General features: G+C 69.3%; 12 protein-coding genes. 7 read left to right on the forward strand and 5 right to left on the reverse strand.

What is annotated here, in order from left to right; translation table 11 throughout:
* Positions 1-29: 29 nt before the first annotated feature.
* Complete coding sequence (locus CMC5_RS08280; protein ID WP_050429885.1) at positions 30-656, forward strand: hypothetical protein; 627 nt, start codon at positions 30-32, stop codon at positions 654-656.
* A 77-nt stretch (positions 657-733) separates the two neighbouring features.
* On the forward strand, positions 734-1,747 hold the full coding sequence (locus tag CMC5_RS08285) for an alpha/beta hydrolase (protein ID WP_050429886.1): 1,014 nt from the start codon (positions 734-736) through the stop codon (positions 1,745-1,747).
* 64 nt (positions 1,748-1,811) lie between these two features.
* Here the strand turns inward: CMC5_RS08285 and CMC5_RS08290 are convergent, their stop codons facing one another.
* Both CMC5_RS08290 and CMC5_RS08295 read right to left on the reverse strand, forming a co-directional pair.
* The gene (locus CMC5_RS08290; RefSeq protein ID WP_050429887.1) at positions 1,812-2,864 is read right to left on the reverse strand and encodes a polymorphic toxin type 44 domain-containing protein; all 1,053 of its coding nucleotides are present in this window, start codon (positions 2,862-2,864) and stop codon (positions 1,812-1,814) included.
* Positions 2,821-3,186: a hypothetical protein gene (locus tag CMC5_RS08295; protein WP_050429888.1), complete on the reverse strand. Its 366-nt coding sequence runs from the start codon at positions 3,184-3,186 to the stop codon at positions 2,821-2,823. The genes CMC5_RS08290 and CMC5_RS08295 overlap by 44 nt, the downstream gene beginning before the upstream one ends.
* Before the next feature lie 458 nt (positions 3,187-3,644).
* Between CMC5_RS08295 and CMC5_RS08300 the strand changes: the two genes are divergently transcribed.
* Positions 3,645-5,012: a hypothetical protein gene (locus CMC5_RS08300; RefSeq protein WP_050429889.1), complete on the forward strand. Its 1,368-nt coding sequence runs from the start codon at positions 3,645-3,647 to the stop codon at positions 5,010-5,012.
* 172 nt (positions 5,013-5,184) lie between these two features.
* Here the strand turns inward: CMC5_RS08300 and mug are convergent, their stop codons facing one another.
* Together mug and CMC5_RS08310 are read right to left on the reverse strand one after the other, a co-directional pair.
* Positions 5,185-5,727, reverse strand: coding sequence for a G/U mismatch-specific DNA glycosylase (gene mug / locus CMC5_RS08305; protein ID WP_050429890.1), 543 nt, complete (start codon positions 5,725-5,727; stop codon positions 5,185-5,187).
* Positions 5,728-5,816: 89 nt separating this feature from the next.
* Entirely contained in the window at positions 5,817-6,470 is a 654-nt protein-coding gene (locus CMC5_RS08310) for a glutathione S-transferase family protein (protein ID WP_050429891.1), read from the reverse strand.
* A 281-nt stretch (positions 6,471-6,751) separates the two neighbouring features.
* Here CMC5_RS08310 and CMC5_RS08315 point away from each other — a divergent pair, with 281 nt between their 5' ends.
* A complete protein-coding gene (locus tag CMC5_RS08315; protein ID WP_050429892.1) occupies positions 6,752-7,555 on the forward strand; it encodes an acyl-CoA desaturase in 804 nt (267 codons plus the stop codon).
* A gap of 518 nt (positions 7,556-8,073) precedes the next feature.
* Here the strand turns inward: CMC5_RS08315 and CMC5_RS08320 are convergent.
* Positions 8,074-8,646, reverse strand: coding sequence for a Uma2 family endonuclease (locus tag CMC5_RS08320; RefSeq protein ID WP_050429893.1), 573 nt, complete (start codon positions 8,644-8,646; stop codon positions 8,074-8,076).
* Between the two features lie 282 nt (positions 8,647-8,928).
* On the opposite strand from CMC5_RS08320, the gene CMC5_RS08325 reads away from it, so the two are divergent.
* The 3 genes from CMC5_RS08325 to CMC5_RS08335 are packed head-to-tail and all read left to right on the forward strand — an operon-like array spanning position 8,929 to position 13,196.
* On the forward strand, positions 8,929-11,463 hold the full coding sequence (locus CMC5_RS08325) for a TonB-dependent receptor domain-containing protein (protein ID WP_156338356.1): 2,535 nt from the start codon (positions 8,929-8,931) through the stop codon (positions 11,461-11,463).
* 6 nt (positions 11,464-11,469) lie between these two features.
* Positions 11,470-12,342, forward strand: a complete 873-nt coding sequence (locus tag CMC5_RS08330; protein ID WP_063796240.1) for a hypothetical protein — start codon at positions 11,470-11,472, stop codon at positions 12,340-12,342.
* Positions 12,342-13,196: a hypothetical protein gene (locus CMC5_RS08335; protein ID WP_050429895.1), complete on the forward strand. Its 855-nt coding sequence runs from the start codon at positions 12,342-12,344 to the stop codon at positions 13,194-13,196. The genes CMC5_RS08330 and CMC5_RS08335 overlap by 1 nt, the downstream gene beginning before the upstream one ends.
* Positions 13,197-13,215: the final 19 nt, after the last annotated feature.

A 13,215-nucleotide genomic window follows, 5' to 3' on the forward strand; every position in this document is an offset into this window, starting at 1 on the left:
CAGGACGGCAGCGGGATGGGAGGAGAACGATGAACTGGATCCGCGTGGCTCGGGCAGGAAGCGTGGTCGCGATGGGCTTCGCTGCAGCGTGCGGCGGGGCGCCTCCGGCGACCGTGAACACCGCCACCGTGACCTCGCCCTCGCCTCAGCCGGAACCTCCCGAAGAGACCGTCGATCCCAGCGCCCCCACCAAACCCTTTCTTCCTCCGGTCGCGCAGCCTCCTGGCGCCGAACAGAGCCAGGTCGCGGAGGGCACCGACAAGGAACACCCCGTCCCCCGCTGCGGCCCCGCCGACAGCTACAGGTACGTGGCGACCTACAAATGCGCCGACGGCACCGTCCCGCTCCAGGGCGACCTCCGGGCCGCCTCCAAGGTGCGCTCCGGCAACGTCGGCCCCAACGCCACCGGCCACATCATCGACCTCTACGTCGTGCCTTGCCCCGGAGGGGACGTGAAGCTCTTCGTGGACATGTACGGCTGCCCCGAGACCAAGCAGGACCTCGTCCTCCAGCGCCTTGAAGAGGCGCCGGACGCCCAGCGTCCTGAAGAAGCGCCGGACGCCTTCACCTCGCTGGGCCCACGGGTCGCGGAGCGCGCCCTGCACACCCGGGCGCACCTCGCCGAGGCCACCGACCTGCTGGCCCTGTCCCCCTGAAGCGCACCCTGAAGCGCTTCGCATCACCTCGCCGCAGCCCTGCTGGATCTGGCCTCCTGGTTGCTTTGCTGACCCCCATGCGCGGCGCGCTCTCGCTTGCCCTCCTCCTGACGACGGCCTGCGCCACCCGCGAGCACATCGACCTCCCGCTTTCCCCGGGCGCCTCCCGCGCGTCTCTCCGTGGACCCCACGACGCCCCGCCGGACGACCTCGGGAGAGCCGCGCCAGGGAGCGCCTCGGACGACCCGGCATCCACCTCGTCTCCGAACTCCCCCTCGTCGCGCGGTGCTGGCGCCTCGTCACCACCCGACCGCCCTCTCCCGGACGCCTGCTCCGGCGACCTCCCGCCCCTCGCCTCCAGCTCGCCCTTCCTCGCCTTGCCCGTCGAGCGCCACCGACCTGCCGTGGTGTCGCTCCCCCTCGGCGCCACCTCCCCGCGCCCCGTCCTCGTCGTCGCCCATGGCGCTGGCGACCGACCGGAGTGGCAGTGCGGCGTCTGGCGCGAGATCGTCCAGGACCACGGCTTCGTCCTTTGCGTGCGCGGCTTCCCCACGAACCGCTACGTCCCCGAGGCGCACACCGGCTACTTCTACACCGACCACCACGCCCTCGGCCGCGAGATCACCCTGGCCCTCGACGCCCTGCGCGCCCGCTTCCCCCAGCACGTCGACGCGACCGCGCCCGCCTACGCCGGCTTCTCGCAGGGCGCGATCATGGGCGCCATGCTCCTCCCTGGCCACCCCGCGCGCTTCGCCCGCGCCGCCCTCGTCGAAGGGGGTGACGGCCTCTTCCAGGAGTGGAACATCCCCGCCGCCCAGCGCTTCCGCGCCCACGGCGGCGAGCGCGTCCTCTTCGCCTGCGGCCGCTCCCGCTGCGCAGAGCTCGCGCGCACCTCGGCCTTCTACCTGCGGCGCGGCGGCGTCGAGGCCCGCGTCCTCCACGCCCGCGGCGCGGGGCACAGCTACGGCGGGAGCATGGCGACCGCGGTCGGCGAAGCGTTCGGGTGGGTCGTCGAAGGCGACGCGCGCTGGTGCCTCGGCGGGTCAGAGGAGGGGAATGCGACAGCGACAGCGACGGGAGAGGGCCGGTGAGCGCGGCGACCGTCGAGCGCGGGTGATCGAGCAGAGGGCCGCTGACCCCAGCCGTCAGCGCCCGTCAGCGCGCGCTGCGCGCCCAGAGCCCCTGGTTCCGCTCGACGAGCGCGATCACGTCGTCGATGTTGGCCGCTGGATTGGTCCCGTACAGATCGTGCCCCGCGCTCACGGCGCTGCTGTCGGCATTCTCGTCGAGCCGCCCCGAATCGAAGATGTTCGCGAACGACGACCCACCCTGCGCCGTGTGCTTCGGAATCGTCGCTGCATTGGCGATGTAGCCATAATGCAGGTTCGACCAGACGTCGTAGTAATAGACCACCGGCTTGTTCCCGATCCGGTTGTCCGTGCCCCACACTGGCCGGATCCTCGGCTTGTGGTCCCAGTCGTTGACGTCACCGGCGATCAGGTCCATCCCGCTGTTGATCCAGCCCTCGTCCGCGCGCACCCGGTTGCCGAAGATCCCGAGCCCCTGCGCCGTCTCGCCGGCCGCCGCGAAGCCATCCAGCCGCCCGAACGTGTCGCCCTGCACCTGCTGCCGCGCCGTGTTCAGGTGGTTGCGGATCCGCCCCACGTCTGGATCGTTGAGGTTTTTCTGCATCTCCGAGGCGATGTACCCCGGCACGCTGTCGAGCACGTCGAACTCGCAGATCAACCGCGTCTTCGAGCCCACCTGCTCGTGCCGCAGCTTCTCGCGGGGCACCGCGATCCGCCCCTTCGCCAGCTCGTTCGCCTCGCGGATGCGCAGCGCCGCATACCCGTACGGCTCGGCCCACACATAGACCTTCTGGAGCCGCGCGTACTCGTCCGCCGACAGCGGGCGCTCGTGCTCCCGGGAGGGCTCGTACGCATGGCTCCCCTGCTTCGGGACCGGGTCGCCAGGGTCCGCGGCCGTGAAGGCCACGTGGTATTCGATGTCGATTCGCCGCGACGACGGCAGCGGATGCTTCTTGAAAGGATCACTGTCCGGCGGCCTGCCCTTCAGCACCAGCACGTATTCGGGGCATCCATTCGTGCATTCACCAGGCGCATTGTCCCCGAAGGTCGCCTGCGTCGCCTCCTGGCGAACGGGATCAGTCCCGGTGGGTGGCGTCTCGGAGCTGTCGTTCTGCGACATGGGTCAGATCTTCCAGGCGCTCGGCCGGTGTCCTCGTCTCGTCGCGGGAGAGCGCCGCCTCGGCCCACGCGAAGCGCTCCTCGAAGCCCTCGCCGAACATCAGCGCGAGCACGGCGAACTGAGCGAGCTGCCGCTCACTGGTGAGCCCGTGATGCCGCGCTCGCGCCACCTGCCGGGCGACGAGGGACACCACCTCGGGCGCACCGAGCGCTCGCGTTGCACGGGGGAACTCCTTGCCGAGGAAGGCGACGAGCCGGGCGCGGTAGCCCTCTTCTTCCTCGACGGACAGGAGATCGAGCTGCTCAGCCGAGATCTTCAGCATCCGACACGGCCTTACCGTAGGTCATCGAACGACACCACTTCAACCCCCACGCTTCGCCACGGCGTGTCGACACGCACACGCGCCTCCAGCAGCCCATGCACACCCACGAACAACCGCGCGCACGAGGCCATGCGCTCACGAGCCCGTGCGCTCCCGTCTCCACGAGCAACCACGAGCAACCACGAAATAGACGACGAATTTGGTGACAGCGACCCCGCGATGACATCGCGATGACGTTCATGTGACTGCTACTTCTGATCCGTGCATTCGAGAAGGATACACCCGTGCTGTGCGTCGATGCCTCGTTACGGCCGTGATCCGCGATTGGTTGCGTATTGCCGCTTGCTCTCGTTCTCGCACGCTGGGAGTCGGCTGCTGTCACCATAACGTCAACCATGCGCCGTTGACAGATGCGTCCCCGCGTTTTAATGGGTCCCCCCAACCACGGAGGACGACTCATGAGGTTTCGCGCGCTCGCTCTCGGATGTCTCATTGCACTCTCGATGTCGGCATGTGCCGGTGAAGAGGTGCTCACGGACGAGGTCACGGCCGAGGCCCACGGCGCTGCCGCGGCCACCAAGATCACGGCCTCGGAGGGCGCCCTCGTCCTGACCTTCGACACCCTCGGCACCTTCCAGGATCGGCCCGGCGGGCGCGCGCTGGTGATCGAAGCCACCGCGAACCGCTACCTCGCCGAGGTCTTCAGCTTCGTGCCCGACGACGCCTTCGGCGAAGCGAACATCATCAGCCCGCGCCGCCTCGAGGTCGTGCTGCCGGTCGGCCACGAATTGAACTCCATTCTCTCGGGGCTCCCGCTCCTGCTCTCCGTCAAAACGAATACGGGCTCCCCGAACGCCTACACCGCAGAGGTCAAGCTCGCCTCGCGCTTCTACGATTTCCGCGGCTCGAATTCGATCTGGATCGACGAGAACGTCAACCCCATTTACAAGGTGAATGGCCCGAACCCCCTCGTGTACCGCGGTCGTGCCGACGCCGCTGCGAGCGCCCTCTCGGTGACGGCGCCCGACGGCTCGCCCCTGGTCGCGCGCGTCGACGCCGACACCTTCAACCTCGACTGGTCGTACTCCACGCTGAACGAGGCCGCCGACCCGCACACCACCCCGCTCACCTTCTCGGCCACGCTGAACAACGGCACCACCGTCCAGAAGACGGCCCGCCTCGCCACCCGCGTCGTCGGCCTCGCGCTCACCTCGGGCGACCCCTACACCTCGTTCCCCCAGACCGTCTGCACCCCGGCCGCCTACCACTGCGTCCACGGCGCGCCCGACGGGACCACCGACTTCAGCGCCTGCGGCACCTACCGCGAGGTCTCGCGCTGCATGTACTCGTCCAGCGCGTGCGAGTGGGCGCCCCTCGAACCCCTCGCGCTCGACCCCATCGACGCCTCCGCCCTCGAACCGGCGCGCGCCACCTGGAACATCAACACCAACGGCTACACCTGGCACCACATGACCTCGCTGGTGGCCTACGAGACGCCGGAGTGCACCGACGAGCCCAAGACCATCCAGGGCATCATCGCGGACCTGGAGCAGAACGACATCCAGCACCAGAACTACTGGGGCGGCTCCTTCCTCGACCGCGCCGGCCTCGCGAACACCCTGTTCTTCCGCAGCGGCTACCCGGACGGGACCTCGCTCCTCGGCGCGGTCGACGGTTTCGCCGGCGGCGGCGACATCCAGGCCTGGTACGCCACGGAGCGCGACAGCTGCCACAACTGCACCCAGAACATCGCGCGCGCCGTGCTGTTCTACCCGGGCAGCGGCCTCGTCCTCGTGTTCGACGGCTACTACGGCTACGACTCCTGAGCCGATCACGACGCCATCTGATCACGACGCCATCTGATAACGGCGCCGGCTGATAACGGCGCCAGCGCCGAAGGGACCCCGGGGAGCCACTTGCGGATGCAACCGCAGCGGCTTCTCCGGGGTTTCGCCGCTCTTGAGCGGCCAGTCGTTCGTCGGGACCTTCCTTCGACCTTCACCCGACGGCGTGCCGCAGCTCGGCGAACCGCTTGGCCAGCTCCCCGAGCTGATAATGGGCATTGAGGCCGCTCGGATTCGGCAGCACCCACACCACCGCGTTCCCCAGCGGTTGATCCTGTAGCCCCAGGGCTGCGCGCGGAAACCCGAACGCCGTCCGGTAAGCCCCCACGCCGAGCACCGCGAGCACCCGCGGTCGGTAACGCGCCACCTTGCGGGCCAGCGTTTTTCCTCCGGCGCGCAGCTCGTCGGCGTCCAGCTCGTCGGCCGTGGCCGTCGCGCGCGACACCACGTTGGTCAGCCCGTACCCGAGCTGCACCATGTCCACGTCCTCCTCTGGACTGAACCGTCGCGGCGTGATCCCCGACGCGTGCAGCGCCGGCCAGAACCGATTGCCAGGGCGCGCGAAATGGTGCCCGACGGCCGCCGAATACAAGCTGGGGTTGATCCCGCAGAACAGCACCTTCAGGTCCTGCGCAATGCGATCGGGAATGCGGCGGCCGTGCGCTGCCGCGAGCTCGTCACGGGTGGGTCGCTTCATGGATCTCGGGTCGGGGGCTTCGAGGTGGAGTACTTCATGGCTTTCGTCTGGGCTTCGGCGCTTCGCCGCGGATCCGGCTCGTGGACCCCTCAGGTCGCGGGCGGCGCGTTCCTGGCAAAGGGCGCCATGTGCGAGGCCATCGCGCGCTGGAATGCGGGCCGCGCCTCACAGCGCATGCGGTAGGCGTCGAGCGCCGGCATCTGCGCGACCAGATCCGTGTGGCGGAGGATGCGCAGGACCGTCGTCATGAGCAGATCCCCTGCCGTGAACCGATCTTCGAGGTACTCCCGATCGCCCAGCCACGCGGCCACGCCAGAGAGCCGCTTCTTCACGGCCTCCACCGCGGCGGGCCGGTGCTCCTTCGCCCATGCCTCGTCCCTGGCGAAGATGTCGATCTCGGCCAGGTTCTGGATGGGCGGCTCCACCGAGTTCAGCGCAGCGAACATCCAGGTGGTGGCGCGCGCGCGCCCCTTCGCATCCCGCGGCAAGAGCACCTCCGAGCGCTCGGCGATGTGCAGCACGATGGCGCCGGACTCGAACATCACGAGCCCATCCTCCTCGTACGCCGGCACCTGACCGAACGGCTGGAGCGCGCGGTACACCTCGGTACGCTGGTCCTCCGGCCCGATCAGCAGCTCCTCGTAAGGCAGCCCCACCTCCTCCAGCGCCCAGCGCACCCGGAGCTCACGCACCACCCCCTGAGCAAAGGGCGGAACCCAGCGAAACGCGCTCACCCTGATCATGGTCGACCTCCCTGCAATGATTTCATCGATTTCATCCGCCAGCCCCCGTGAATGGCGAGGCCGACGGTGCCCTCGGCGAATGTCGTGGCATTCGCCCCTCGGCAGCCTGTCCAGGCTCCACCTTCAGCGGTGCCTCATCCCTCGCATTCCACTTGCAATCACCTGACCGTGGAGGTGGCACTCGGGCGGGAGCAAGGCGAGCGCGAGACCCGCTGCGTGGATGACCGAGCCATGACGGACGCATGACCCTGGTCCCCCGACGCTCCTCGTAGAAGCATTGCATGGCGATCGCCCTTTTTCTCATCGCCCACTCCACCCTCGCCGTCTTCTTCCAGACCTTCTTCCTGCACCGTTACGCCGCGCACCGCATGTTCACCTGCTCGCCTCGCTGGGAGCGGGCGTTCTATCTGCTCACCTGGGTCACCCAGGGCTCGTCGTTCCTCGTCCCGCGTGCCTATGCCGTGCTGCACCGCATGCACCACGCTTATAGCGACACGCCGAAGGATCCGCACTCGCCGCGGCACGCCTCCGGTTTTCTGTCGATGATGTGGAAGACCAAGGAGCGGTATCACAATCTCGTCATCCGCAAGGAGACGCCCGAGCCTCGCTTCGACGGCGGCACCCCCGAGTGGCCCGCCCTGGATCGCCTCGGCGATGCCTGGCTGGTGCGCGTCGCCTGGGGGACGGCCTACACGCTGTTCTACGTGGCGTTCGCCACGGCGTGGTGGCAATTCCTGCTGCTCCCGGTTCATTACCTGATCGGACCGATGCACGGCGCCATCGTGAACTGGTGCGGGCACCGCTATGGCTACCGCAACTTCGACAGCGACGACGACTCGCGCAACACCCTGGTGTTCGATTTCATCACGCTGGGGGAGCTGTTCCAGAACAACCACCACAAATATGGGCAGCGGCCGAACTTCGCGGTGCGCTGGTTCGAGGTCGACCCTGCTTACCAGGTGATGCGCGTGCTCGACGCCGTGGGGATCATCCGGCTCGGCGAGAAGCCGTCGCGCGCGCGGCGCCTGGCTGGAGAAGAGGCGAGCAGCACCGCGGGGCCGGTGGCGACGACGGGCGAGGCGTAGCGTCGGTTCGGTGAGGGGACGGAGGGAGGGGCGAGGAACGTCCACGGTGTTCCGAGGAGGAGCCCGAGGTGGCGAACGTCCGTGGTGTCCCTGGTCGAGGGGGGAAAGGGTGGGGACCGTTCCGGGAGATCTTCGCTGGTGCAGTAAAGAGGGTGGGGACCGTTTCGGAGGTTCTCTGCTGGTGCAGTAAAGAGGGCGGGGACCGTTCCGGAGCGTCTTTCCTGGTGCAGTAGAGAGGGTGGGGACCGTTCCGGAAGCTCTTTTGCTGGTGCAGTAAAGAGGGTGGGGACCGTTCCGGAGGCTCTCTGCTGGTGCAGTAAAGAGGGTGGGGACCGTTCCGGAGGTCCTCTACTGGTGCAGTAGAGAGGGTGAGGACCGTTCCGGGGGCTTTTTACTGGTGCAGCGAAGGAGGGGGGGACCGTTCCGACGGCTCTTCGCTGCTGGTCAGGGCTGTTCCGGTGCGCTGTCCTGGTAAAGCAGCTCACCATGGGGGCTGCGTCTGGCCCGAGGGCCCCGCGTCACGCCTCCCAGAGGACCGAGAGCGGCAGCTCGATGGCGTCGAACGGGGCGGCCCGCACGACGGCGCTGGCCTTGGCGAGCATCTCCGTCTCCCAGCGCTTCCGCGGGCTGAGGTGGTGGATCTCCAGGGCGCGTTCGATGGGGTCGACGAGCCAGGCCCACGAGACGCCTTCGCGTGCGTAGACAGGGAGTTTGTCGTAGCAATCGTCCTCCGCGGTGGACGGGGAGAGGACCTCGCAGATCCAGTCGGGGGCGAGCGGGAAGTGGGCTGACTCGGGGAGGCGAGGCATCCGCTCGCGGCGCCAGCCGGCAAGGTCCGGCACGAGGACGTCGTCACCCAGGTGAAGCTCGGGCTCGTCGAGGATCCACCACCCGCCCGGGCCGCCAACGCCGAGCTGGAACGGCGACCCGAGCACCATCCCGAGGGTGGAGGAGGCCATGGCATGCTTCGGTGCCGGTCGGGGCGACATGAAGAGGGTGCCCGCGATGATCTCGCCGACCATGTGCGGAGGTACAGCCTCGAGATCGGCGTACGTGGCTGCTACCGGTCGTTTTTCTGCCGGATTGCCCATCACCGACTCCTCGTTGCGGCCTTCATGGCGTCGTCGCTGCTGCCTTACCCACGGGCTGGTTTGATTCTCATCAGCCTACACCAGGCCAATTCGTGGCGCCTCTGGGAACCGAGCTGGCACCGGGAACGACCTGCTGTCGTACCGCAAGCAAGAAGGGATTCCGGGGTCGCGCTCGTTTTTGCCAGAGCAGGCCGCTGCGCTGCGGGCGCCGGGCTTCGAGGCAGGCGGTAGCCTGTCCGTGACACGCTCTGGACAACCCGTGCTACGGTCCCGCCGTTGCTCGTGGCACGCCTCTTTTTCCCTCGGCTTCTGCTCCCGCTCGCCCTCCTGTGTGCCGTCACGGGGGCGCATGCGCACGACGAGGTCGTTCCGCCGCAGCCAGGGCCGCAGCCCGAGGCGGTGTGGCCGGAAGGGCGGCCGTCGACGCACGACGTCGTGGTGCCGATGGTGGTCGTCGTCCGTGACGACGGGACGGTGGCCGAGGCCGCCGTGGAGGTCAGCGTCAGTCCCGAGCTGGATGCGGCAGCGCTGACGGCGGCGCGGCGGTGGAGGTTCTTGCCAGGGACGATGGGGGGAAAGCCGGTCACGGCGAGGGCGCGCGTGGCGGTGCGGTTCCGAGGTCGGTCGGCGTCAGGGGTCGCTTCCGGGGGCGCTGGAACGACGGGCGCCGTTGCTGGGGGCAAGGCCGGGAGTGCGGCAGGAGCGGCGACGGGGCAGGGCAGGGGAGAGACGGCGGCGACGGGCGCGGTTCCGGCTGTGCAGACTGCGGGAGGCGCAGCACAGGGGACGCAGCAAGCAGCGCAGGGGACGCCGCAAGCGAGGCAGGGAACGCAGCGGGCGTCGCAAGCCGACGAGGACCTGGAGGTCACCGTCGCGGGAGAGGCGGCGCCGCGCAGCGCATCGGAGAGCGTGCGGGATCGGCGGGTGGTGCGGGCGGCGCCGCGGCGGACGGCGAGTGATGCGCTCCAGGTGGTGCCGGGGGTGTTCGTCTCGCAGCACGGGGGCGAGGGGAAGGCGCACCAGATCTTTTTCCGCGGGTTCGACGCGGTGCACGGGCAAGACATGGAGATCCAGGTCGCGGGCGCGCCCGTGAACGACGTGTCGAACGTGCACGGGCAAGGGTACGCGGATCTGCACTTCGTCATGCCGGAGGTGATCTCGGCGATCCGCGCGTCACCGGGCGCGTACGATCCACGGCAAGGGGATTTCGCGGTGGCGGGGACGCTGCGGATGGACCTCGGCTACGACGAGCCGGGGGTGACGGCGCGGGCGAGTGCGGGGTCGTTCGGGGGGCGTCGGTTGTTCCTCGCGTACCATCCGGAGAGCGCGCCGGCGGAGACGTTCGCCGCGTTCGAGGCGTACAAGACCGATGGGTTCGGGCCAGCGCGGGCGGCGGATCGGCAGAGCTTCGTGGCGCAGGCGGTGCACGACTTCACGCCGTCGGTGCGCGGGCGGCTCATGGCGTCGACGTACGCAGGGCGGTTCGACTCGGCAGGGGTGCTGCGGTTCGACGACGTGGCGCTGGGGCGGGTGGACAGGTTCGCGTCGTACGATCCGACGCAAGGGGGAGCGTCGACGCGGACGCAGGTGGTGGCGGAGCTCGCCTCGGGGGACGAGGTGGAGGGGTGGGCGCTCGCGCCGTTCTTCGTGATGCGGTCGATGCGCTTGCGGACGAACTACACGGGGTTTCTGATCGACCGGCAGGCGGGGGACGCGACGCAGCAGATCAACGAGGCGACGACGGTGGGGGCGACGGCGCACTACCGGCGGAAGGTGCCGATCTTCTCGGAGCGTGACGGGGTGGAGGCGGGGATGTACGCGCGGAACGACTGGATCACGCAGTCGCAAGCGCGGCTCGGCGCGGTGGATGGGCGGCCGACGGAGGCGCTGGTGGACGCGCGGGTGCGCGCGACGAACGTGGCGGGGTGGGTGGACGCGACGCTGCGGCCGGTGCGGCGGGTCTCGCTGCGCGGTGGGGTGCGCGCGGATGGGCTGGCCTTCACGACGGTGGACGAGAAGGGCGGGCAGGAGCAGGCGCGGTCGGCACAAGGGCTGCACGTCGGAGGGAAGGGGACGGTGGACGTGATGGTGGTGCCCGGGCTGCACGCGCTGGCGAGCGTGGGGCAGGGGTTCCGGTCGCCGCAAGCGCGCAGCCTGGGAGACGGAGAGCGGACGCCGTTCACGCGGGTGCTGTCGGGGGAAGCAGGGGTTCGCTACGGGAACGAGGCGCTGCGGGCGTCGGCGGCGGTGTTCCACACGCGGCTCACCGACGATCTGGTGTTCGACGAGCGGACCGGGCGCAACGAGCCGGTGCCGTCGACGGCGCGGACGGGGCTCGCGTTCGATGTCGTGGCGACGCCGACGTCGTGGTTCACGTCGAGCGTGGGGATGACGTACACGCGCGCGGTCTTCACGGCCTCGGGCGAGCGGTACGAGGAGGGCGCGTTGCTGCCCTACGTGCCGCAGGTGGTGGTGCGCTCGGACATGGCGGTGACGCCGCGGCTGGGGACGATCGCGGGGCACGGGCTGCTGGGGCGGCTGGGCTTCGGGGCGACGCTGCTGCACCGCCGGCCGATGCCGTACGGGGAGATGGGGCACGACGCGATGGTCGTCGATGCGGGGGCGTCGGTCCGGTATCGGTTCGCGGAGCTGGGGATCGAGGCGTTCAACCTGCTCGATGCGACCTGGTTCGATGGCGAGTTCGTCTACGCCTCCAGCTTTCAGCGGGAGGGCGCCGTCGAGCGCTTGCCCGCGCGCCACGTGACGGTGGGGCCACCTCGGGTCCTGCTGGTGTCGTTGACCCTGTTCGTTTCGTGAGGAGTCATGAAGTCAGCGCGTTCTTCCCGTGTGTTCTCCAGGCGACCTGCGGGGCCGTCGCGGCGGACGTTCACCTCGGTCGGTGTCGTCCTCGTCGCGGGGGCGGCGCTCGGTGCGCTCGCGTCCGGGTGCGGGAGCGACGACAGCACGACGGGGCAGCGGCTGTCGCATGCGACCACGATCGCGGCTGGGGACGAGCTGGCGGCTGGGTTCGTGAACGCGCGTGGGTGGTCGATCCGGCTCCAGCAGGCGCGCGTGGCGGTGGGGGCGCTGTACTACTTCGACGGGGCGCCGCTCACGGCGCAGCGGTCGCCGCGGCTCTTCGACGCGGTCTCGCGCTGGTTCATCCGGGAGGCGCACGCGCACCCGGGGCACTACCAGCAGGGCAACGCCCTGGGCGAGATGACGGCGTCGACGAGCGTGGATCTGGTCGCGGGCCCGGTGGACCTGGGGACGTCCAGCGCGGTGACGGGGAGCTACCGCTCGGCGAGCTTCGACTTCGGGGCGCGTCCTTCGGGGCCGCTCGCGGACGAGATGGGCGCGTTCGTGGTGGTCGTGGAAGGGACCGCCGAGAAGGACGGGATGGTGCGGATGTTCCGGGCGCGCGCGACGGCGGCCGACGTGGACGATGGGCACGGTGAGCCGGTCGTGGCGGGCTGCGTGTTCGAGGAGAAAGATGTGCAGCAGAACGGCACGGTGACGGTGCGCGTGCTGCCGAGTGTGTGGCTCGATCAGGTGGACTTCGAGGAAGTGCCCGAGAGCCTGGATGGACATCCCGTGGAGCTGGATGGTCGCGGGACGCCTCACCGGGCGTTCACGCGGGGGTTGAAGAAAGGGACGGGGTACGAGTTCTCGTACGTCGCGATGGAGGAAGGGTGATGCGAAAGACGGCTGGTCTGTGGATGGCGCTCGCGGCGGTCGTCGCGTGCACGACGGGGTGCGGGAGCAGTGACGAGGGGGGCAAGGGCAACGTCAGCTTCTCCACGTGGGGCGAGGGGTTCATCGAGGAGGGGATCCCGGCGGAGGAGTTCGCCGACGGGTGGCAGGCGACGTTCGACAAGTTCCTGGTCGTGCTGCGGAACGTGACCGTGGCCGACAGCGAGGGGAACACGGGCGGCGAGATGACGGGGTCGATCCTGGTCGACCACAAGGTCGCCGGGGTGAAGCCGGTGGTGAGCTTCAACGGGCTGGAGGCGAAGGCCTGGAACCGGGTGTCGTTCGAGATCGGCCCCGTCGACGCGGACACGGAGCTGGTGAGCGCGTCGGAGGCCGACAAGGCGCTCATGCTGGACGCCGGGGCGTCGGTGCACGTGGCCGGGCAGGTGCAGAAGGGGCAGGAGATCAAGCGGTTCGCGTGGACGTTCACGACCGCGACGGCCTACACGGCGTGCCGCGGCGAGAAGGACGGCAAGGAGACGGAAGGGGTGCTGGTCACGAACGGCGGCACCGACAACGTGGAGCTGACCATCCACGGGGACCATCTGTTCTACGACGATCTCCAGTCGGACGGGGCGGTGCTGCGCTTCGACGCGCTCGCGGCCGCGGACGTGGACGGCGACGACGCGATCTCGCTGAAGGAGCTGGCCATGGTGTCGCTCTCCGACATCCAGACGGGGCGCTACGGGACGGGGAGCTTCAGCCACATCGACAATCTGGAGAGCTTCGTGACGGCGCTGTCCCGCAACCTGGGCCACTTCCGGGGTGAGGGCGAGTGCGTGGTGGGCAACCCGTGAGCTGAGCTGCGGGAGGGGG

This window comes from Chondromyces crocatus (assembly GCF_001189295.1).
Taxonomy (GTDB): domain Bacteria; phylum Myxococcota_A; class Polyangia; order Polyangiales; family Polyangiaceae; genus Chondromyces; species Chondromyces crocatus.